Raw genomic sequence first — 22140 nt, forward strand, 5'->3', positions numbered from 1 at the left:
CAGTCGGCCGATCAGATCATGAAGCGCACGATCTCGCCCGGCGTATAGACTACGCCCAGCCGGTCGGCGGCCTTCCTGTTATACGCCTTGTAGAAATCCTCGTAGAGCGCCTTCAGAAAACCCTGCTTCTCCGAATGGCTCTGGATCAGCGCGGCGGTGGAGGCGATTCCGGAATAATAGGGCGCAAGCGCCCGGAGCAGCTCCGCCTTTTCGCGCCCGGCGAACAATTTGTCCTCCAGCTTGTAGAGCTCGGCCGCGACATTGTTCTTGCGGTGGAAATCCGGGTCGTCGAACACCTTGGCGAAGATGCCTTCGGTCAAAATGTGCTGGATCAGCATCTCCCGCACGTCATCTTCGCTGACCGCCGGGTTGATCGCGTCGCGGGCGTGCTTCAGGAACGCCTGCACGGCGCCTGCGAACTCCGCCGACTGCGCGTTCTTCTCGGCGATGCGGTCGCGGAGCGCCGCCAGGATGTGCGGCAGGTCGGTCGCGAACTGCTTCACCGCCTTGTTGAAGTCGGCAATCTCCTGCCGCTCGTGCCCGAAGAAGCAGGTGAGGAGCTTCAGCAGGCTGTCATCGTCGGCCTGCATGGCGGCGCGCATCACCTCGCCGCCATTCTGGTAGAGCACCGCCGTCACGTCGTCGGTGAAGACGATATTGTCCTTCGGATAGCCTTTGCGGAATTTGGCCTCGATCTCGGCGGCAAGATCGTCATTCTCGTCCTTCGCTTCCCAATAGCCAAAGGGCACGCGCAGGCCGTGGAGCAGCGCGCCATCCACATAGATGCGCGTCATCTGCTTGGTCAGGATGTCGTGCTCGGCGATGAACTGAAGGTCGTGCGCGCGGCCCCAGCGCTTCAGCAGGTCCTTGAACGCCTCCCGCAGAACACTTTCACGGCGACTGCCGGAAACGGCGCGCAGCCGATCCAGTTCGGCTCGATATTCATTGATCAACTGACGGCTCAAGCGATGCCTCCCCTTAGTTACCTAAGCACAGGCCCCCGCTTGGGGGACAGCAAAAACTCACTGTCCTACATCCAACCATATAGGATAACTGATTCGCCTTCATCAGAAGGAGAATGGTTATGCCCGATTTCCCTAGCCCGCAGGGGCCCGCCGAACAGCCCATCCTCGCCCCCGAGCAGCCAGTCGACCCCGATGCCGGCTGGATGGCGGAGTTCGGCGACGACCCGGCGCAGGAAGAGCCTTCCCGCCGCGGCAGCTTCGATCGGGCGCGCAAGAAGCTGTTCCTGAAGGCGCTCGCCCGCGGTGCGACCATGGCGGAGGCGTCGCGGGCGGCGCGGATCGGCAAGCGCACCGTCTATGAACATGTCGAGCGGGACCGCACCTTTGCCGCCGCGTGCAGGGCGGCGACCGAGGTCGTCGCGCCGGTGATCGAGCTGGAGGCGTTCAAGCGCGGCGTCACCGGCATCGAGGAGGATGTGATCAGCTATGGCAAGCATGTCGGCACGCGCGTCAAACGCTCTGACGCTATCCTGCAGACGCTGCTCAAAGGCTCCAACCCGGACAAATATGGTCCGCATGCCGGCTCCGCCCGCGCCAAAGTCGGCAAGCGCAAGTGGCGGGAACGGGAACGGCAGCGCATCCGCGAAGAGCTGATCGCCGAGCAGGACACGAACCAGGAGGATCCGCAGGTCTTTCGAGACCGCATCGCGCGCCGGCTCGACCGGGTCTGCGAGCAGGTCGCCAAGGCACTCGTGGAGCAATTCGGTTGGGTCCGGCACGAGGAAACCGATCGGCTCGTGCCGCCCGGCTGGCGCCTGGTGCGGGATGAAGATTCACTAATTGCACGTGCAGAATGTGCGGATGGTGCGGAATGTGCGGATCGTGCGGAAGGCATCGACTACACGCGGCGCCCCAACTGGTCCGATGACGAGCTGGCGGAACTCAGCCCCATCACCATGGGCCAGCTGATCATGCAGCTGATGTGATGCTTGGCCCCGCCGTTCCCTTTCTCGGCCCCAGGCGTTAGGTGCCCGCCATGCCTCTTCCCACCGTTGCGATCGTCGGCCGGCCCAATGTCGGCAAATCCACTTTGTTCAACCGGCTGGTGGGCAAGAAGCTGGCCTTGGTCGACGACCGGCCCGGCGTCACCCGCGACCGGCGGGAAGGGGAAGCGCATCTGCTCGGCCTCGACTTCCGCGTGATCGACACCGCCGGCTTCGAGGACGAGGATCCCCAGTCGCTTCCCGGCCGGATGCGTGCGCAGACCGAGGCGGCGGTGCGGGAGGCGGATGTCGCCTTGTTTCTGGTCGATGCCCGCGCCGGCGTCGTGCCGCTCGACGAGGAGATCGGCCGCTGGCTGCGGGCGGAGGACACGCCGGTCGTGCTCGCGGTCAACAAGGCCGAGGGGCGGGCAGGAGAGCAGGGCGCTCTCGAGGCGCTGGCAATGGGCTTTGGCGATCCGATCCAGATCTCCGCCGAACATGGCGAGGGCCTCGCCGACCTGTTCGAGATGCTGCTCCCCCATCTGGAGCGCGGCGAGGAGGAAGAGCCGGACTTTGATGAGGACGATCCTTCGGCGCCCTTGAAGCTCGCCATCGTCGGCCGCCCGAATGCCGGCAAGTCCACTCTGGTCAATCGCATCCTTGGTCAGGAGCGGATGATCACCGGGCCGGAAGCCGGCATTACCCGCGACTCAATCGCGATCGACATGGAATGGGAGGGGCGGCCCATCCGTCTCATCGACACCGCCGGCATGCGCAAGCGGGCGAACGTGCAGGACAAGCTTGAAAAGCTGTCGGTGGCGGACGCCAGGCGCGCGGTCGATTTCGCCGAAGTCGTGGTGCTGCTGCTCGACGCGACGCGGGGGCTGGAGGCGCAGGACCTCCGCATCGCCGACGCCGTTCTACAGGAAGGCCGCGCGCTGATGATCGCGCTCAACAAATGGGACGTGGCCGAAAACGCGTCCTCGCTGTTCAATGGCGTCAAGGCGGCGCTGGAAGAGGGGCTAAGCCAGGTGAAGGGCCTGCCGGTCCTCACCGTCTCCGCGGCGACCGGCAAGGGCGTCGACACGCTGCTCAAGGTGGCGTTCGAAACGCGCGAGGCCTGGTCGCGCCGCGTGCCGACGGGCGAGCTCAACCGCTGGTTCGAAAACGCGCTGGAGAAAAACCCGCCGCCCGCGCCCGGCGGCAAGCGGATCAAGCCGCGCTACATCACTCAGGCCAAAACGCGGCCGCCCGGCTTTATCCTGTTCGGCACGCGCGTCGACCTGCTGCCGGAAAGCTATCGCCGCTACCTCGTCAACGGCATCCGCCGCGACTTGGGCTTCGGCGCGGTCCCGGTCCGCCTGACCATGCGCGCACCGAAGAACCCGTTCGATCGCGAGAAGAGCTAAGCATCCCGCCGAGCCGCAAAGCCCGCAAGCAAAAGCGCACACTGGTGGCGAGAGGCAGCGTAGTGACCGCGTATTCCAGGACGCTGAGGCCTTACACCTCTCTGCGAGATGATGAAGAAATGCCTTCTTCGTCGTGTCGTCGAACAGCTTCCGCCCCGGCGGCGCCTGCACCTGCATCCGCCGTCCCTTGTTCGCAATGATTCGCTTGGGCTCCCCCGCCATGCAACCCTCCAAAAGAAAAGGCGGCACGGCAAACGCCGACCGACCACACGACTCTCAGGGTGTAGGCATTTACCGGATCAGCGTGACGATTTCAAGGCGTTTTCACCTAATCGGTTCAATCCAAACGCAGTGACGTTACTCTGCCTTGGACCAGTAGCATGCGTCGAAGTCTGGAAAACTCACCTCACATAGCCCTGCAGGAATTCCATGCACGAAACCGCGGCCGGCCGGATCCGTGTGGCCTGTATGGAGCGATCCGTCTGGCGCCCGAACTTCCCAGGCGACTCCTGGTACGGGGTAGCCGTCCTCGTCACTAAGCGATATCCCGATCCATGTTACCTTGCAGGGTTCGATGGTGGACCCGCTTCTCGGTGTCAGCGAAGAGAGTTGCTTTGAGTGTAACCTAAGCATCTCAGGCCGTATCCGAAGCCGAACGAGTCTTGTGATCCTGACGGTCGTAGAGAACCATTCGGTTCGGGCACCTTTTATCGATCTCGTTATAGGCCCAGCATTGTTGATACGGCTGCGATACGCCAAAGGAGAGATAGCGGCATCGGACTACTTCAGAATTGACGGCTCCCCCATAACGTGCGGCGCAGGGAAGAAGCTTTGGAGTATTATTGCGCGGAAAAAAGGAGGCGTGACTGGCCACCAAGCCGGGGTCCATATCCTTCAAGCCTCGCTCGTTAAAGATTTCTATATGACAATGAGTAGGGTTAGCCCAGTTGCTTGAATTGCTATCGTGAAACCCTTGTCTGCCTACTAGCGCGATAAGGTCTCCGGCTTTCACAGGATTCTTGAACGGAGAGCTATCGCAGCTTATACTTCCTATGTTCGTTTGCGCGTGGAGGTAGATTACTTTAGAAACTTCTACACGCCACGGGCGAAGTTCTCGCTTCTGGAACTCACCACCGAACTTCTTTAGTTCTCCCCCGCACATGGCGAAGACAGGATCGCCCTCGTATCCTGCTACATCAATGCCGCCATGCATTCTTCGCCTAGATCTTTGTCTAATTTGAGCTTCCGTTGCTGTTGTAGGCCAGTTCTTCCTCTCTGGAGGCTCCATATAATACCACTCGGTCCACCTCGCCAACGGGTTCCCGGCCTCATTCTCTTCCCAGTAGATAGATCCCCACGTGAGGCGTGCTTCTCCGCTCCCCGGACAGCCTTGCTTACGGTGTTTGGAAAGGGTCGCCTCCGCGTCAACGACCTCACCTCTGAAAACCTGAAACTGCTGATTACTATGTCGGCGAACGGTGTATCGGGTTCCCTCGGGCGCGGCCGTTGAGAGAGAGGCAGCCTGTGCTCGGCAGAATGCCTGATCACCCACGATCTGAGTGCTCAGCGGCTTCCATAGGATCAACTGATCCGTTCCTAAACGCTGAAAGCGGAGCACGGGCAGGTCGAACGTCCCGCTCCGACCATTTCTTCCAAACTCTCCGTATCTCAAGGCCGAGAGGCCAGATGAAACCCGGGTCGGGACGAGCAATGTCGGACCACCCTGGCTGTTGAGAGCGGCGCCGGGGGCCACTGGGTAATCTCCGTCTGCGAGAAAATACTTCGCTAATGGTTGATATTTATCGGCGCCTTTGGGTTCAAACCACGTTGGTTGACACCAGACTAATGCGAGAATGCGACGAGTAATCCTACGAGACTGTCTAAAAGAGACTACTTCACTCACGGGAACCTGGAAGCCAGAAATGAAGTTGTTTAACGGATAATTCGCTCCACTATTGAATACTACCGACCAAGCGGAGACCGCTTCTCTTGATCCTGGTATATCCCGACTATGAACTAAGCTTCGGTCTAAGACGGGTATGCCTATCGAGTATTCTCGATCCGGGTAAGGGTAAGAAAACTTGAGATGTAGTAGCTCAAAATCCACATCTATGCTCTCCAGATTAAGAAACGTTGTGGAGAAATGAAACACTCCGCTCTCATCGGACTTCAAGCCTCGGCGTTCTGCCTCTCGCATAAGCAGCTTAGTTTCGTCACCCTCTTCCCCGCATGCTGCCGCTCGCAGCTTTTCCAAATCAACTTCAGCTTCATCCAGCGAAGCCTCTGGCGGCAACCTTTTCATGGCAACAAGAAGCGCTCGCGCCCATTCTACCCATTTTGATCGGGCTTTTGCTCTGCTGCGAGCGGCGCCGAACGCCTTCCTCCGTTTGTCCTTTTCTGTAATCTTTTGCCGTGAAAGAAGCCGATCTTTCGCCACCTGAACCTTCTCATCATCTGATAATGGAGCGGCATAGGGGGGCGGCTGCATGGGGTTCGGAGAACCGTCGACAAGGTGTGCGACCACTACCCCATTTATGCGGCATTTGCGCACATAAGCATGGGGAACAGCTCTCCCGGTCACTAAGTCTACTACTCTGATCTCGAGGCGATCTGCGACAGTGATCGTGCAACTAATGGGCACGTCATTTCCGTGAACCAAAGCTGCAGGAGCAGCAGTCGGTGTGCTTAGGACCGAGGCGGACGTATTACCGGGAGTCATTCTTCGCCTGGAACATGCGGTAAAATGTCCTCATCGGGCAATGGTAGGTCGCAAACTCCCGGAATGCGACTGTAATCAGGCTCTGCTCTACTGGGGTCTGGGCGCTCAGGTTCTCCACTCAGTCGGTGCCAGTCGTGCTCGGTCCTCAGAAAGCTGATTAAGTCCGGCCCAACCGCGCCATCGCCGAAAAGCTCAAGCTTCCCACGGTCTAACAGGAAATTGATCAAGGCTGCGCGTGTCTTGGGCCCGAATATTCCATCCGCAAACCCAACCTCATATCCGAGGTTTGCTAGCCTGTTTTGAATTCCCGTCATGGTATTCGCCGGGTCGAGGGATCCAATATTTACATCCACATCCCCCCACGGCAGCTTTAAAACAGCAAGGCGCGCGTCGGGGTGGGCCCAAGTTCTTGCGCGACCATTTGCGTCTGTCCTATCGGGGCTCTTGAACAGCCATCCACCACGAAGGTGTAATCGATATCACGCAGAGGATTGCCAGACGAGTCCTTAAGAACTACTACAATTTTAGCTCTACCTGGAACTTTAAAGGGATGCAGTCTTCCAGTTTGGCATTCTTCGCTTCTTGTAACCTTGTCGGGGATGTATAGTGGGTCGCCAGGCATCAAAATGTTAGGCGTGACCCTCTTCCGCTTTAGGTTGGCATTGAAGCCATGTTCCCAAATCTTCTGCCAGCGCATGTACAGGGAAGCTGCGATTGACGATACACACTCGCCCTGTCTGACTACATGAATTGCCATCACGGGAGCCGAGAGCAAATAGTGGGCAGTTTCCGCGCACAATCGCACGGGTGTCGAACTGACATGTTGCTCCCCCTGAGCGCAACGTCGTTAGCTAACTTCTACCTTGTTCTGCGTTCGCTTCAAGTCAGCATTCCGCGCCGGAAGTCGGCCAATCTTACGTCCGCTGCCTGATGCGGCTTGCTTGCTCCACATGAAGCAGAGCCCGATATAATCATGAGCCCAAATCCTAGCTCTTCTGGGTTTCGCGCCGACTTGCTAGCCGTATCGGGCGGACCTGACTCGCTCGCGCTCCTCCTGCTCGTCCCAGCGGAGAGCTACGTCCGCGCCGCGACCGTCGATCACGGCCTCCGCCCCGAATCCCGTGCCGAGGCGGAGCACGTCGCCGCCATCTGCGCGGCGCGCGGCATTGCGCACGATATCCTCACCCTCTCGCTCCCGCCCGGCACCGGCCAGGCGCAGGCGCGGGAAGCGCGATATGCGGCGCTCGGAGAATGGTGCCGGGCGCACGGGCTGACGCATCTCGCCACCGGGCATCATGCCGACGATCAGGCCGAGACGTTGCTGATGCGGCTGGCGCGCGGGGCGGGGCTGGCGGGGCTGGCCGGCATCCGGGCGGAGCGGGCGCTGGGCGGGGGCGTAACGCTGGTGCGGCCGCTGCTCGGCTATCGCAAGGCGGAGCTGGAGGCGATCGTCGCCGCGGCGGGCCTTACCCCCGTCCGCGATCCCTCCAACACCGATCCACGCTATGACCGCACCGCCGCGCGGGCGCTGCTGGCGGCGACGCCCTGGCTCGATCCGGCGCGGCTGGCGCGCAGCGCGGCGCATCTGGCGGAGGCCGAAGCCGCGCTCGAATGGGCCATTGACCGGCTGGGGGCGGAGCGGATGGGGGCTGAAGCAGGAGAGGAGAGCCTCAGCCTCGACCCCACCGGCCTCCCGCCCGAGTTGCTCCGCCGCCTGATGCGCCGCATCTTCGCCCGCTTCGGCGAGGAGCCGCGCGGCCCCGAACTCGCGCGCCTCACCGCCGCGCTGCACGAGGGCCGCACCGCCACCCTTGGCACCGTCAAAGCCACCCCTGGCCGCCGCTGGACCTTCAACCGCGCGCCGCCCCGCCGTGCTTCCGCGAAGGACTGAGACGGTGAGACGGTGATCACTTGGGCTTCTTGTTCTTGTTTTTATTCTTCGCCTCAGCTTCAGCCTCGACTGCTCCGGCCGCATCGGCCTCGTCTTCGGCCACATCGTTCGCCGGCGGGTGCACTTCGCTCGTGTCCCCCGCGCTGGGTTCGGTGAGCAGCTTGTCGGCCCTGGCAAGCGCCAGGCCCTGCAGCTTGTCGTCCACTTCCTTGATGTCTTCGAGGATCTCGGCGCGGCGCGATTCGTCGCTCTCTGACGTTCCCGTGATCTGCTTGCGTAAGGCCAGCAGATCACGCCTCCGTTCCCGAAGCTCCTCGATGGCACGGTCGCGCGACCGGCTCTCCAGCGCCGAAGTGGCGCCTTTCGCGTCGGTGGCGGCGTCGATCAGGACCTGCAACCCGTGCTCGAAGGAGCATGCGTGATGGTAGCGATTCACTGCCATGATCATCTCGTCCACGCTATGCGCGTCGATGCTTTGTGTGCGGGAGGAGTTGATTCCCTCGAGTAGCCGCGACCGTTCCTGGTCGATTGACCGCCCGATCGCGGTCGTCAGCTGGTTGCGATAGAAGGTCGCGTTCACATTGTCCTGGGTTCCGGCGCTGAGCGTGGCCAAGCCCGACAAGATCGACTTCGCCCGATCACCACCGACGATGGTCGACGCTCCCGAGAAACTCTGGGTCAGAAAGCTCAGCAGGAAATTGCTGCTGGATTGCACCGCCACCAGGCGGCCCTTCTCGATCTTGCAGGCATCGTCGGCATGCTTCAGCAACACGGCCGCGAGCCGGTTGCGGTCGAACCGCGCGCGATCGAGCATGGCCGCTTTCTTGTCAGCGTCGGTTTCCTTTAGCGCGTCGAAGCCGCTGGCCAGATCATAGGCAGGTCGGGTGCGGTCGTCGGGGAAGGCAAAGCAGTCGAGGTCGATGGCTCCTTGCTTGCTGTCGTACACGCCGCCGGTGAGGATGCACGGCGTCCGGAGCACTCTCCTGCCGTCCCTGCCCGCTTCGACTCTTGTAGGAGAAGGGGCTGCATCAATGGAGGCCTTATCCGCGTTCGAGTCCCAGGCGGTGCCGGGATAATAAGCGATGCTGCTGGGGTTGATCCGAGCACGGGCGCCCAGCCATGTGCACGCCGGCAGCGTCATCACCATCCCGGCAATCAGCAAGGTTCGAAGCATCGATCATCCCCCCGTTTCCAGCTCAGAGATCAGCGGTTCGGACATTGGCGGGCAAGCAGGACCTGATCCATTTCGGACGAAGCGGCTTAACGCGCGCACGGCTCGGCCCCCCGCCATTGTCGGTTAACACCTCCGCACCTATGTTGAGCGGGCCCATTCCCGAAAGATTCGAGCGCGATGAACGACAAGAAGGATCCGAACGCCCCCAATCCCTGGATGAAGAGCCTGTTGATCTGGCTCGGGGTGGTGCTCGCATTGGTGCTGTTCGTGTCGATGTTCGATTCGAAGACGCGCACCGTCGGCGGCGAGGGCATTCCCTATTCGGAGTTCCTGCAGCGGGTCGATGAAGGACAGGTCAAGGAAGTCGCGATCGCCGACAATATCGTCAGCGGCAGCTTCACCAACGATTCGACCTTCCGCACCCAGGCGCCGGACGATCCCCGGCTGATCGACCGCCTGATCTCCAAGGGCGTGAAATTTTCCGCTCAGGCCAAGGAAGAGCCGAGCTTCTGGATGATCCTGCTCTACCAGTCGCTGCCCTTCCTGCTGATCCTGGGCGTCGCCTTTTTCGTCATCCGCCAGATGCAGAAGAATGCTGGCTCGGGCGCGATGGGCTTTGGTAAGTCCAAGGCCAAGATGCTGACCGAGAAGCACGGCAAGGTGACGTTCGACGATGTCGCCGGCATCGACGAGGCGCGCGAGGAACTGCAGGAGATCGTCGATTTCCTGAAGGATCCGACCAAGTTCGCGCGGCTCGGCGGTAAGATCCCGAAGGGCGCGCTGCTGGTCGGCTCGCCCGGGACCGGCAAGACCCTGCTCGCTCGTGCCATCGCCGGCGAGGCGGGCGTGCCCTTTTTTACGATCTCCGGTTCCGACTTCGTAGAAATGTTTGTCGGCGTCGGCGCGTCACGCGTCCGCGACATGTTCGAACAGGCGAAGAAAAACGCCCCCTGCATCGTCTTCATCGACGAGATCGATGCGGTTGGGCGGCATCGTGGTGCCGGCCTCGGCAACGGCAATGACGAGCGCGAGCAGACGCTGAACCAGCTGCTCGTCGAAATGGACGGCTTCGAGGCCAACGAAGGCATCATCATCGTCGCCGCGACCAATCGGCCGGACGTGCTCGATCCCGCGCTGCTGCGCCCCGGCCGCTTTGACCGCCAGGTCGTGGTGCCGCGCCCGGACATTGAAGGGCGCGAGAAGATCCTCGCCGTTCACACCAAGAAGCTGCCGCTCGCTCCCGATGTGGATCCGCGCACCATCGCGCGCGGTACCCCCGGCTTTTCGGGTGCCGACCTCGCCAATCTGGCCAACGAAGCGGCGTTGCTCGCCGCTCGCAAGGGCAAGCGCCTCGTCTCGATGAAGGATTTCGAGGAGGCCAAGGACAAGGTCATGATGGGCGCCGAGCGCAAGTCCATGGTCATGACCGAGGACGAGAAGAAGGCGACTGCGTACCACGAAGCGGGCCACGCGCTCGTCTCGCTGCACGTGCCCGGCTGCGATCCGCTGCACAAGGTCACGATTATTCCGCGCGGCCGTGCGCTGGGCGTCACCTGGAACCTGCCGGAGCGCGACCGTTACTCCATGTCCATGAAGCAGATGAAGGCGCGGCTCGCGCTCTGTTTCGGCGGCCGCATCGCCGAGCAGCTCATCTACGGCAAGGACGAGCTCAACACCGGCGCGTCCAACGACATCCAGCAGGCCACCGACATGGCCCGTGCGATGGTCATGGAATATGGCATGAGCGAAAAGCTCGGCTGGCTCCGCTACCGGGACAATCAGGACGAGGTGTTCCTTGGCCACTCGGTTGCGCGGTCGCAGAACGTGTCCGAGGAGACAGCGCGCCTGATCGACCAGGAAGTCCGCCGGATCATCGAGGAAGCCGAAGCGACCGCGCGCGCGGTGCTGACCGATAATCTCGACGAGCTCCATCGCCTCGCCGAAGCCCTGCTCGAATATGAGACGCTTTCGGGCGAGGAGGCCAAGCGGGCGATCAAGGGCGAAGACATTGGCCGCGAGGACAAGAACAAGGGCGGCGTGTCGCCGATTGCGGCTGCCGGCACGTCGATCCCGAAGACCAAGCCCAATAAGCCTGGTCCATTCACCGATCCGGCACCGCAAGGCGCCTGATCACCAAAAACGGCGCCGGAGCAATCCGGCGCCGTTTTTCTTTAGGCGAGCGCGGCAGCTGATTGGAGCCGGCCCATGCTTGAAGCGACGTCTCCGGCGATAACCAACCTTTCCTGGGGGCGGATCGAAGTCGAGGGGCTGCCTGCCGGCAAGGATTACAAGCTCTTCCCTGGGGGAGGGCGCTAGTGGGACTGGCGTGAGACGGGGACGCGGCATGTGCCCGGCGTCCAGGTCACGGACGTGCAGGAGCTGATCGACAACGGCAGCGAGGTCGTGATCCTCAGCAGGGGCATGCACCTCGTCCTCCAGACACCGCCGGAAACCATCGACTATCTGTCCCAGCGGGGGTCGAGGTGCACGTTCTCGAAACCAAGGCCGCTGTGGCGCTCTATGGCGAGATCCGTACCTCGCGTGCGGTGAGAGCAGTCTTGCATTCCACCTGCTGATGAGCGGTCAGATGTCTTCGGTCGGTCAACCGGAGCCTTTCCAGATGCTACGGATGAAGAGAGAGCCAAGCTCCGTGTCAAACACGGGGCGACGATGCTTGAAGAACGATTGGTACGCAAAAAAAGGCGGTCCCTTGCGGGACCGTCCTTCTTGTTCTTCGGCCGTGGATCTTAGCGCTTTGAGAACTGGAAGCTGCGGCGCGCCTTGGCGCGGCCGTACTTCTTGCGCTCCACGACGCGCGGGTCGCGGGTCAGGAAGCCAGCCTTCTTGACCGTGGTGCGCAGGGCCGGCTCGAAGCGGGTCAGCGCAGTCGAGATGCCATGGCGGACCGCACCAGCCTGGCCGGAAAGGCCGCCGCCCTTCACGGTCGCGATCACGTCATATTGCTCGCGGCGTTCCGTGATGTCGAACACCTGGTTGATGATCAGGCGCAGCGTCGGACGCGCGAAATAGACGGTCTGGTCGCGGCCGTTGATCACGATCTTGCCGCTGCCCGGCTTGATCCAGACGCGCGCAACGGCGTCCTTGCGGCGGCCGGTCGCATAGGCGCGGCCGTACTTGTCGAGCTGCTGCTCGCGCAGCACCGCCTGGATCTGGTTCTGCTGGGGAGCCGCAGGAGCCGTGTCGCCGCCGGTGGCGACGGGGGCCACGCCCTGGGTGAGGTTGCCGAGGTCGGCGAGGGACTGACGCGTATCGGACATTATGCGCCCACCTTGTTCTTGCGGTTCATCGAGGCGACATCGAGCACCTCGGGGTTCTGCGCCTCATGGTCGTGGTTCGGACCGGCGAAGAGGCGTAGGTTGCGCATTTGCTGGCGGCCAAGCGGGCCGCGCGGGATCATGCGCTCCACGGCCTTTTCGAGCACGCGCTCGGGAAAGCGACCCTCGAGAATCTTGCCAGCCGGAGTCTCCTTCAAGCCACCCGGATAGCCGGTGTGCTTGTAGTAGATCTTGTCCTTCAGCTTCTTGCCGGTGAACTTCACCTTGTCCGCATTGATCACGATGACATTGTCACCGCAGTCGATATGCGGCGTGAAGCTCGGCTTGTGCTTGCCGCGCAGGATGTTGGCGATAATGGAGGCGAGACGCCCAACCACCAGCCCGTCGGCATCGATCAGATGCCATTTCTTCTCGACCGTCGCCGGCGTCGCCGACTTGGTCGTCTTCATGAGCGCCTTCATGGCTGCCCTCCGACGTTGAAACGAACTGCGCCGCCCGATCAGGGGCGGCGCTGACGCGGCGGCATTTGCGGCGGAGGAGGCGAAAAGTCAAGCAAACATGGGGTTTCCTGACGGGTATTCATTTACCAGCAGTTCTCGTCATCGAGAACTTGGTTCAGGACGAGGGTTAGGGCGAGCTCCAAGTTGGAAGGGGAGATTACCCCCCTTGAGCGAGCTGAACGCTTATCCCGAACCAAGTTCGGGATGACGGATGGGGGCTAGAACTCCCTCAGCATCGCCAGCTTGCGGGGTGCGATCAGCGACCAGCTGCTGGCGATGCGGTCCCCGACGCGCTCCCAATCCACGGCACCCTCCAGCCGCATGCCGATCCAGCCGCTCGGGCCGAAATAGGCGGGACGGTAATAAGCGTCGGGGTCTTGATCGATCAGCTGGGCCTGCTCGTCGGGTCCGCTCGTCTTGGCGATGATCGCGATGATGCCGTCACCGTGATGGTCCTCGGTGAAATAGCAGAACATCTTGCCACCCTGGACGCGGAAGCAGGACATGCCGTGGGAGACTGCTTCTTCTGCGCCGGGGAGTGCCATCGCCAGTTCCCGCACCCGCTGGAGCAAGGCTTCCGGCGTCCTGTCGCGCATCACCAAGTCAGCCAAAGCGCGCGGATAGAGCTGGTGCTCGGCGATCAGCACGCGGGCGGCGAGGCTGTCCGGCGTATCGCCCGGCAGCACGGCAACCTCAACCTGACCCAGTATGGGTCCGTCATCCAGCTCGGGCGTGACGACATGCACCGAACAGCCGGCGATCAGGTCCTTGGCTTCGAGCGCCCGCTTATGGGTATCGAGGCCCTTATATCTGGGCAGCAAAGACGGATGGATGTTGACGATCCGCCCCTCCCAGGCGGCGACGAAGTCCGGGGGCAGAATGCGCATGAAACCCGCCAGCGCGACGAACTCCGCACCGGATGAGCGAAGGGCCTGGTCTAGCGCCGCGAACAGCTCCGCCTTCTTCAGACCGGCCGGCGCCGCAAAAATCGGCACCGCTTCCGCTTCGGCGAGCTTCAACCCAGCGGCGTGACCCTTGTCGCTGGCGACCAGCACGATCTCATAAGGACAGTCCGTCAGCCGCGAGGCGTAGAGCAGCGCGGCCATGTTCGAGCCGCGCCCGGAGATCAGGACGGCGACGCGGGCCTTCGTTCCCGTGCTCACTTCGTCTTCGTCATTCCCGCGAAAGCGGGAACCCAGACGACTCGGGGCCGAGAAGAAAAAGCTGGGTCCCCGCTTTCGCGGGGATGACGGCTTGAGAGGCTAGCCAAGGTGCATGGCCTCCCAAGCCTGGCGTGCGCTCCAGGTTTCGTCGGAACCGGTGACGGTGCAGCCGCGCTGACCCGGTTCGACGCGACCGATCACGAACACCGTCTCGCCCGCTGCTTCGAGCGCTGCCTTAACCGCTTGCTCCTGCTCCGGCGCCACCACAGCGATCATGCCGACGCCGCAATTGAAGGTCCGCGCCATCTCGGCCGGCTCGATCGCGCCCTGGGCTTGCAGGAATGCCATGAGCCTTGGCTGCGGCCAGGCGTCGGCATCGATGCGGGCGTGCAAGCCTTCGGGCAGCACGCGCGGCACATTCTCGAGCAGTCCGCCGCCGGTGATATGCGCGAGCGCGGCGATCCTGCCCTCGCGGACAAGCGGCAGCAGCGATTTCACATAGATACGGGTCGGCGCCATCAACGCGTCGACCAGGATCACGTCCTGATCGAACAGGGCAGGGCGATTAAGTTTCCACTCCTTGTCGGCCGCGAGACGGCGCACCAGCGAATAGCCGTTCGAATGCACGCCCGACGAAGCGAGGCCCAGGATCATGTATCCGGCCTTCACCTGGTTGCCGGTCAGCGCCTGGTCGCGCTCCACTGCGCCGACGCAAAAGCCGGCGAGGTCGTAATCGCCATCGGCATACATGCCCGGCATCTCGGCCGTCTCGCCGCCGATCAGCGCGCAGCCGGCCTGGCGGCAGCCTTCCGCGATGCCGGCAATGACCCGCTCGGCAACGCCGCTCTCCAGCTTGCCGGTGGCGTAATAGTCGAGGAAGAACAGGGGCTCGGCACCCTGCACGATCAGGTCGTTCGCGCACATGGCGACGAGGTCGATGCCGACGCCGTCGTGCCGGTCATGTTCGATCGCAAGCTTCAGCTTGGTGCCGACCCCGTCGTTCGCGGCCACCAGCAGTGGATCGCTATAGCCTGCCGCCTTCAAGTCGAAGAAGCCGCCGAAGCCGCCGAGTTCAGCATCGGCGCCCGGGCGGCGGGTGGACTTGGCAAGCGGCCCGATCGCCTTCACCAGCGCATTGCCCGCAGCGATCGACACGCCCGCCTGGGCATAGGTGTAGGATTGGCCCTCGCTCATCGTGCCCGCCTAGCCACAACATGCTTGGATTTCCACCGGGGACACGCCAGAAGGGCCTCCGTGATCGCGCTTCACCGTTTTTCCGTGCCCCTGCCGCTCGTCCTGATCTTCGCGATGGCGCTTGGCCTCGCGGCGATGCTGCGCGCCCAGATCGAGGGCGGCGAGCGCGGCGTGCCTCCGATCGACAGCTCCTCGAGCTTCGAGGTATCAGGCATCGAGGTCGACGCTTATGGGCCCAACGCCGATGCCGCGCGGCTGGCGGGCTGGCGGGCGGCGCAGCGCAAAGGCTGGGACGCGCTCTGGGCGCGCACCCATGGCGGGGCGAGAGGGCCGGGTCTCTCCGACTCGGCGCTCGACGCGATCGTTGCCGGCATCATCGTGGAAGACGAGCAGATCGGCCCCCGCCGCTACATCGCGCGATTGGGCGTGCTGTTTGACCGTGCGCGGGCCGGTTCGATCCTGGGCACCTCCGGCAATCTGCTGAGATCGGCGCCGATGCTCGTGATCCCGGTGCAATGGTCCGGCGGCACGCCGCAATCCTTCGAGACGCGCACCGAATGGCAAAAGGCCTGGGCGCGCTTCCGCACCGGTAACAGCCCGGTCGATTATGTGCGGCCGACCGGCACCGGCGTCGATTCCCTGATGCTGACACCGGCGCAGACCTGGCGTCCGGGCCGGACCTGGTGGCGGCTGCTGATCGATGGCTATGGGGCCGCCGATGTGCTGATCCCTCAGGTGCAGATCGAGCGGCAATGGCCGGGCGGGCCGGTGATCGGGCGCTTCTCCGCTTTCCACGGACCGGACCGGGAGTATCTCGGCGGCTTTGTGCTGCGCGTTGGCGCGGCCGATGGCCTGCCGAAGCTGATGGACGAGGGTGTAAGGCGCATGGACGCGCTGTTCGTCCGCGCGCTGCAGGAAGGCCGCCTTGTTCCCGATCCGTCGCTGATCGTCGAACCCGAAGCGACCGAAGAGGAGTTGGAGGAGCTGGAAGAGGGCATTCCCGAAGAGACGGCGACGATCGAGTCCGATCAGCCGACGGCGGGCCTCTCCAGCTTCAACATCCAATACGACACCCCGGATGTCGGCTCCGTCAACGCCGGCGAGGCGGTGCTGCGCGGCATCCCGGGTGTCCGCTCCGCCCAGACAGCGAGCCTGGCACTGGGCGGCGTGTCGGTCATGCGGGTGACTTACGAAGGCGATATCGGCGCGCTGGCCTCGGCACTGAGCGCGCGTGGGTTCCAGGTCCAGCAGGGGCTGGGCACGCTCCGCATCCGCCGTGGCGGAGCCGCCCCTGCGGCTGCTCCAGCGCCAATACCGAGCCCCAGCGGCACGCCCGCCCGCAAATGAACCAGATCGCCTTGCCGCTCGGTTGGCCGGCCGACGAGCGTCAGGAAGATTTCATCGTCTCCGACAGCAACGCGCGCGCCGTCCGGCACCTGGAGCATTGGGGCACCTGGCCGGTCATGGCGACCATCCTGACAGGTCCGCGCAAGTCGGGCCGCAGCTTGCTTGGCCGGCTGTTCGCGAAGAAGTCGGGTGGGCGGGTGATCGACGATGCCGACCGCAAGCCCGAGGAGGAACTGTTCCATGCCTGGAACGCCGCGCAGGAAACGCATCGGCCCTTATTGATCGTCGCCGATGAGGCGCCGCCCGCCTGGAAGGTCAGGTTGCCCGATCTCCGGACCCGGCTCTCCGCCACTCCCGTAATCGCGCTCGGCGATCCGGACGACAGCCTTACAGCCGGGCTGATCGAGAAACTGCTGCTTCAGCGCAACCTGCAGGTGCCGCCCGGGTTGGTCCCCTGGCTGGCGCCGCGGATCGAGCGGACGCATGTCGGGATCATTCAGGCGGTGGATGCGCTCGACGAAGCGGCGCTCGCCAAGCGGGTTCGCTTATCTGTAAAGCTGGCGCGCGATACCTTCGGGGCCAGACAGGAGGATTTGTTTTGATGCGCCCTGAACCGATCCTGCGGGAGGAGGCGTCCCCGAGCGACGGGCAGCGCTATTTCAACCGCGAGCTGAGCTGGCTCGCCTTCAACCGGCGGGTGCTGGAAGAAGCGTGCAACCGCAACCACCCGCTATTGGAGCGGCTGCGTTTCCTGTCGATCTCGGGCAATAATCTCGACGAATTCTTCATGGTCCGTGTTGCGGGCCTGAAGGGGCAACAGTTGCAGTCGGTCGAGGAGCGGTCGCCCGACGGCCTCACCGTCTCTCAGCAGCTCGCCGCCGTCACGCGCGAGGCGGAGAGCCTGATGGAGAGCCAGGACCGGGTCTGGGCCGATCTTCAGGCGGCACTCGCCGAGGCTGGCATCCACGTCGTCCGCGAGGACGCGCTGCCGCTTGACTCGCGCGTCTGGCTGGAGGGCCATTTTCGCGAGCATATCTTCCCGATCATCACGCCTCAGGCGCTCGACCCGGCGCACCCGTTTCCCTTTATCCCCAATAAGGGCTTGAGCCTCATCTTCGATCTGGTGCGGCTGTCGGATGGCGAGGCGATCCGCGAGCTCGTGATGATCCCGCCCAGCCTGCCGCCCTTCATCCGCATCCCGGGCGAGAGGGCCTGCTTCATCGCAATCGAATCGGTGCTGCGTTGCTTTACCGGGCTGCTTTTCCCCGGCTATGAGGTGAAGGGCTCCGGCGCCTTCCGGATCATCCGCGACAGCGACATCGAAATCGAGGAGGAAGCGGAAGACCTGGTCCGCTACTTCCGCAGCGCGATCAAGCGCCGCCGCCGCGGCCGCGTCATCCGGCTCGAACTGGAAGAGGGTATCCCCGAAGCGCTGGAGCGACAGGTGCGCAGCGAACTGGCCGGTGCCGACGCGATCGTCACCGTTACCGGCGGACTGCTCGGCATCGGCGACCTGGAAGCGCTGGTCGAGGAGGATCGGCCAGACCTGAAATGGGACCCCTATTCGCCGCGCTTCCCGGAGCGCATCCGTGAATATGGCGGCGACTGCTTCGCCGCCATCAAGGCCAAAGACATCGTCGTCCACCACCCTTATGAGACGTTCGACGTTGTGCTCGCTTTCCTGCAGCAGGCGGCTGCCGACCCGGACGTGGTCGCGATCAAGCAGACGCTCTACCGCGCCGGCAAGCAGTCCGCCGTCATCCAGGCGCTGATTGCCGCCGCCGAGGCGGGCAAGTCGGTCACTGCGGTTGTCGAGCTCAAGGCGCGGTTCGATGAGGAGCAGAATCTGCTCTGGGCCTCCGCTCTGGAGCGTGCCGGCGTGCAGGTCGTCTACGGGTTTATCGAGTGGAAGACCCATGCCAAGGTCTCGATGGTCGTGCGGCGCGAAGGGGAGGGCTACCGCACCTATTGCCACTTCGGCACCGGCAACTACCACCCGATCACCGCGCGCATCTACACCGATATCAGCTTCTTCACCGCCGATCCGCGCGCGGGGCGCGATGCCGCGCAGCTGTTCAATTACATCACGGGCTATGTCGAGCCGGCGCAGCTGGAACTGCTCACCATGTCGCCGCTCGACATGCGCGACCGCCTGTCCGAGCTGATCGAGGCAGAGATCGCGCACGCTCGCGCCGGCCGGCCCTCAGGCATATGGGCCAAGATGAACTCGTTGGTCGACCCGGCGATGATCGAGAAGCTGTACGAGGCGAGCCAGGCGGGCGTACCCGTCGACCTAATCATTCGCGGCATTTGCTGCCTGCGGCCTGGCGTGCCGGTCTTATCCGAGAATATCCGCGTCAAGTCGATCGTTGGCCGCTTTCTCGAGCACAGCCGCATTTTCGCCTTCGGCAATGGCGGCGACCTGCCCAACGACAAGGCAAAAGTCTTCATCTCCTCGGCCGACTGGATGCCGCGCAATTTCGACCGGCGGGTCGAATATATGCTGCCTATCTCCAACCCGACGGTGCACGACCAGATCGTCGATCAGGTGCTGGTCGCCAACCTCATCGACAATGAACAAAGCTGGGAGCTGCATGCCGACGGCTCCTATGTTCGCGAAGCACCCGGCGAGCGGCCATTTAACCTGCACCGCTATTTCATGACCAACCCCTCCCTCTCGGGCCGCGGCAAGTCGCTCGCGAACAGCGATGCCGTGCCGAAGCTGAGCGTCAGGCGGCGCAGGTGAGCGAAGCCGATCTTCTGGAGTATCCGGACGTCGCGGCTGGAACCGGTGTGATGGAGCGGCAGGCGATCATCGACATCGGGTCGAACTCGATCCGCCTCGTGGTCTATGGCGGCCCGACGCGCGTGCCTGCTACGCTGTTCAACGAAAAGGTAATGGCGGGCCTCGGCCGCAGCCTCGACGCCACCGGCCGTATTCCGGACTCGTCGATCGAGGCGGCGGTGCGCGCGCTCGCCCGCTTCAGCCGGCTCGCCGAGGTCATGGGCGTGAAGCAACTTCGCACCGTCGCCACTGCCGCGGTCCGCGACGCCTCCAACGGCGGCGAACTGCTCGACCGGGCTGCGAAGCTTGGCTTGGACGTCGAGTTGCTGTCCGGCGAAGAGGAGGCCGAGGCCGCGGCGCTCGGCGTATTGGCGGCGATCCCCGAGGCTGACGGGATCGTCGGCGATCTGGGTGGCGGCAGCCTGGAACTGTCGCGGGTCGCCGGCGGCCAGGTGCTGGACCGAGTCTCGTTTCCGCTCGGCGTGCTGCGAATTGCACCGGTGCGCGGCACCAGGGGTGCGCTCGAAAAGCTGGTCAAGGAGCAACTTGCGCGGGCGCCCTGGCTCAGGCGGGCCAAGGGGCTGCCGCTCTATCTGGTCGGCGGGTCGTGGCGGGCGCTGGCGCGGGTGGACATGGCGCTCAGTGCCTATCCGCTTCCGATCATCCACCAATATGTGATGGCGCCCAGCGCCGTGCCGCGCCTCGCCCGCACCGTGCTTGAAACGAGCCGCGAGCAGCTGCGCATGCTCCCGTCGCTGTCGGGCTCCCGCATCGCGATGCTGGGTGAAGCGGCGTCGCTGCTGGCGGTCCTCGTGCGCGAATTGCACACCGGCAGCCTCGTCGTCTCGGCCTATGGACTTCGAGAGGGCCTACTCTTCGGCCGCTTGCCGCCCGAGCTTCGCCGCGAAGACCCGCTCCTCGCCGCCTGCCGCGAAGAGGCGGACGTCCAGGGCCGTTTTCCGGAGCATGGCGAGCTGCTCGACCGCTGGATCGCTCCGCTCTTCCCCGGCGGCACAGACGCAAGGCTGAGGCTCGCTGCCTGCCTGCTTGCCGACACCGGGTGGCGCGCCAATCCCGAGTTCCGGGCCGAGCGCGCGTTCGAGACGGGGGTGCACGGGAACTGGGTGGGGATCGACGCGCGGGGCCGGGTGCTACTCGGCCAAGCGCTGTTCACCGCCTTTGGCGGCGGCGCCAATGCGCTGGGCGAGCTCGCTGGGCTGGCCGGCGAGCAGGATTTGCGGAGGGCGGTCCGCTGGGGCCTCGCGATCCGCTTGGGCCAGCGTCTCAGCGGCGGCGTCGCCGACCCGCTGCGCCGTTCCTCGGTGCGCAGCGAAGGCAAGGCGCTGATCCTCAGCCTGTCGGGCGAAGACCGGCACCTCTATGGCGACGCGGTCGAAAAGCGCCTTCGCCAACTCGCCGCCGAAATGGGGCTGGAGGCGCGGCTCGCGTCCTGACCTCACCCCAGCGACAGGTGACGTGGCCGAGATACCAGCTTTCGCTGGCATTACGGCGTCACCTATTCCTCCGCGCGCGTCATCTTGAGCTTGCCGTTCTTGACGGCGAAGGCGAGACGGCCTTCGACCAGGTCGAGCGCGTCCTTTCCGAACTGTTCGCAGCGCCAGCCCTGGAGGATGGCAAGTCCGTCACGCTTGCCCGCGGCGAGCAGCTCCAGCTCATCGGTGCGGGCGAGCAGGCGCGGGGCGACATCGATTTCGCGCGCGCGGATCTTGAGCAGCAGCTTCAGCAGGTCCGCGACAAGCGATCCTTCCTTGCCGAGCCCAGGCTTGCGCTCCTCTCGCGGCAGTTCGTCTGGGCCGAGTGGCTTGGCCTCTGAGAGCGCCTTCATCAGCCGCGCGCCGATGTCATTGCCCCCCCAGCTGGCGGAAAGGCCGCGCACGCGCCCGAGATCGCTCTGCTCACGGGGTGGGTGGGCGGCGATATCGGCCAGCGTCTCGTCCTTGACGATGCGGCCGCGGGGCAGGTTCTTGCCGCGCGCCTCCCGCTCCCGCCAGGCAGCCAGCGCCTTCAGCCGGCCGAGCACGTCGGGCTTGCGGCCGGGAATCTTAACTCGCTGCCAGGCAAGTTCCGGCTCGTTGACGTAATTGGCCGGGTCGGCGAGCTTCTCCATCTCCTCGTCGAGCCAGTCGCCGCGGCCCTGCTTGACCAATCGCTTGACGATCATGGGAAAGATTTTGACGAGGTGGGTCACGTCGCCGATCGCATAGTCGATCTGGCGCCGGTCGAGCGGGCGGCGAGCCCAGTCGGTGAAGCGCGCGCCCTTGTCGAGCTGGATGCCGAGCCAGCAATCGACCAGATTGCCATAGCCGATCTGCTCGCCCTGGCCGAGCGCCATGGCGGCGATCTGGGTGTCGAAAATCGGGTGCGGCGTCTTGCCGGTCAGATTGAAGACGATCTCCACATCCTGGCCTCCGGCATGGAAGACCTTCAGCACATCCTCATTGTCGACCAGCAGGTCGAGCAAAGGCTGCAGGTCGAGGCCCTCGGCCTTGGGGTCGATCGCCGCCGCTTCATTCTCATCCGCAATCTGGATCAGGCAGAGATCGGGCCAATAGGTGTTCTCGCGCATGAACTCGGTGTCCACCGCCACGAAGTCGGACTTGGCGAGGCGGACGCAGAGCTGGGCGAGGTCGTCGCTGTTCGTGATCAGCGGATGGATTTGCATCAGCGTGCAATAGCTTGGCCGCGCGCCTTGA

Annotated in this window: 17 protein-coding genes; 8 read left to right on the plus strand and 9 right to left on the minus strand. The window is 63.8% G+C overall.

The window, feature by feature from the left end; translation table 11 throughout:
* Positions 1-11: 11 nt before the first annotated feature.
* Entirely contained in the window at positions 12-965 is a 954-nt protein-coding gene (locus VGT77_RS11485) for a hypothetical protein (RefSeq protein WP_327462679.1), read from the minus strand.
* A gap of 119 nt (positions 966-1084) precedes the next feature.
* Here VGT77_RS11485 and VGT77_RS11490 point away from each other — a divergent pair, with 119 nt between their 5' ends.
* Positions 1085-1951, plus strand: a complete 867-nt coding sequence (locus VGT77_RS11490; protein ID WP_327462681.1) for a hypothetical protein — start codon at positions 1085-1087, stop codon at positions 1949-1951.
* A 50-nt stretch (positions 1952-2001) separates the two neighbouring features.
* Complete coding sequence (der, locus tag VGT77_RS11495) at positions 2002-3357, plus strand: ribosome biogenesis GTPase Der (RefSeq protein ID WP_327462683.1); 1356 nt, start codon at positions 2002-2004, stop codon at positions 3355-3357.
* A gap of 634 nt (positions 3358-3991) precedes the next feature.
* On the opposite strand, the gene VGT77_RS11500 is transcribed toward der, so the two are convergent.
* Both VGT77_RS11500 and VGT77_RS15635 read right to left on the minus strand, forming a co-directional pair.
* Entirely contained in the window at positions 3992-5881 is a 1890-nt protein-coding gene (locus tag VGT77_RS11500; protein ID WP_327462685.1) for a M23 family metallopeptidase, read from the minus strand.
* Between the two features lie 191 nt (positions 5882-6072).
* A complete protein-coding gene (locus VGT77_RS15635) occupies positions 6073-6390 on the minus strand; it encodes a peptidoglycan-binding domain-containing protein (RefSeq protein ID WP_414713392.1) in 318 nt (105 codons plus the stop codon).
* A gap of 698 nt (positions 6391-7088) precedes the next feature.
* Here VGT77_RS15635 and tilS point away from each other — a divergent pair.
* Positions 7089-7967, plus strand: a complete 879-nt coding sequence (tilS, locus tag VGT77_RS11505; RefSeq protein WP_327462687.1) for a tRNA lysidine(34) synthetase TilS — start codon at positions 7089-7091, stop codon at positions 7965-7967.
* Between the two features lie 16 nt (positions 7968-7983).
* Here the strand turns inward: tilS and VGT77_RS11510 are convergent, their stop codons facing one another.
* Positions 7984-9141 (minus strand): hypothetical protein, encoded by a 1158-nt coding sequence (locus tag VGT77_RS11510; protein WP_327462689.1) that lies wholly within the window; start codon positions 9139-9141, stop codon positions 7984-7986.
* Between the two features lie 177 nt (positions 9142-9318).
* Between VGT77_RS11510 and ftsH the strand changes: the two genes are divergently transcribed.
* A complete protein-coding gene (ftsH, locus tag VGT77_RS11515; protein ID WP_327462691.1) occupies positions 9319-11271 on the plus strand; it encodes an ATP-dependent zinc metalloprotease FtsH in 1953 nt (650 codons plus the stop codon).
* Positions 11272-11888: 617 nt separating this feature from the next.
* On the opposite strand, the gene rpsI is transcribed toward ftsH, so the two are convergent.
* From rpsI to purM, 4 genes are all read right to left on the minus strand, one after another.
* Complete coding sequence (gene rpsI, locus VGT77_RS11520; protein WP_327462693.1) at positions 11889-12419, minus strand: 30S ribosomal protein S9; 531 nt, start codon at positions 12417-12419, stop codon at positions 11889-11891.
* The gene (rplM, locus tag VGT77_RS11525) at positions 12419-12898 is read right to left on the minus strand and encodes a 50S ribosomal protein L13 (RefSeq protein ID WP_327462696.1); all 480 of its coding nucleotides are present in this window, start codon (positions 12896-12898) and stop codon (positions 12419-12421) included. The genes rpsI and rplM overlap by 1 nt, the downstream gene beginning before the upstream one ends.
* Positions 12899-13155: 257 nt before the next feature.
* Complete coding sequence (gene purN / locus VGT77_RS11530; RefSeq protein ID WP_327462698.1) at positions 13156-14100, minus strand: phosphoribosylglycinamide formyltransferase; 945 nt, start codon at positions 14098-14100, stop codon at positions 13156-13158.
* A 99-nt stretch (positions 14101-14199) separates the two neighbouring features.
* Positions 14200-15294, minus strand: a complete 1095-nt coding sequence (purM, locus tag VGT77_RS11535; protein ID WP_327462700.1) for a phosphoribosylformylglycinamidine cyclo-ligase — start codon at positions 15292-15294, stop codon at positions 14200-14202.
* Between the two features lie 60 nt (positions 15295-15354).
* Between purM and VGT77_RS11540 the strand changes: the two genes are divergently transcribed.
* Genes VGT77_RS11540 through VGT77_RS11555 form a run of 4 tightly spaced genes read left to right on the plus strand, consistent with a single transcriptional unit; the run spans position 15355 to position 20880 of the window.
* Positions 15355-16641, plus strand: coding sequence for a heavy-metal-associated domain-containing protein (locus VGT77_RS11540; protein ID WP_327462702.1), 1287 nt, complete (start codon positions 15355-15357; stop codon positions 16639-16641).
* Positions 16638-17243, plus strand: coding sequence for a DnaA ATPase domain-containing protein (locus tag VGT77_RS11545; RefSeq protein WP_327462704.1), 606 nt, complete (start codon positions 16638-16640; stop codon positions 17241-17243). Before VGT77_RS11540 ends, VGT77_RS11545 begins: the two co-directional genes overlap by 4 nt.
* Positions 17243-19387 (plus strand): RNA degradosome polyphosphate kinase, encoded by a 2145-nt coding sequence (locus tag VGT77_RS11550; protein WP_327462706.1) that lies wholly within the window; start codon positions 17243-17245, stop codon positions 19385-19387. The genes VGT77_RS11545 and VGT77_RS11550 overlap by 1 nt, the downstream gene beginning before the upstream one ends.
* Entirely contained in the window at positions 19384-20880 is a 1497-nt protein-coding gene (locus VGT77_RS11555) for a Ppx/GppA family phosphatase (protein ID WP_327462708.1), read from the plus strand. The genes VGT77_RS11550 and VGT77_RS11555 overlap by 4 nt, the downstream gene beginning before the upstream one ends.
* 62 nt (positions 20881-20942) lie before the next feature.
* Here the strand turns inward: VGT77_RS11555 and rnd are convergent, their stop codons facing one another.
* Positions 20943-22109 (minus strand): ribonuclease D, encoded by a 1167-nt coding sequence (gene rnd / locus VGT77_RS11560; protein WP_327462710.1) that lies wholly within the window; start codon positions 22107-22109, stop codon positions 20943-20945.
* Between the last annotated feature and the right edge of the window lie 31 nt (positions 22110-22140).

Origin of the sequence: Sphingomonas sp. (assembly GCF_035944535.1) — a bacterium.
Lineage (GTDB): Bacteria > Pseudomonadota > Alphaproteobacteria > Sphingomonadales > Sphingomonadaceae > Sphingomonas_B.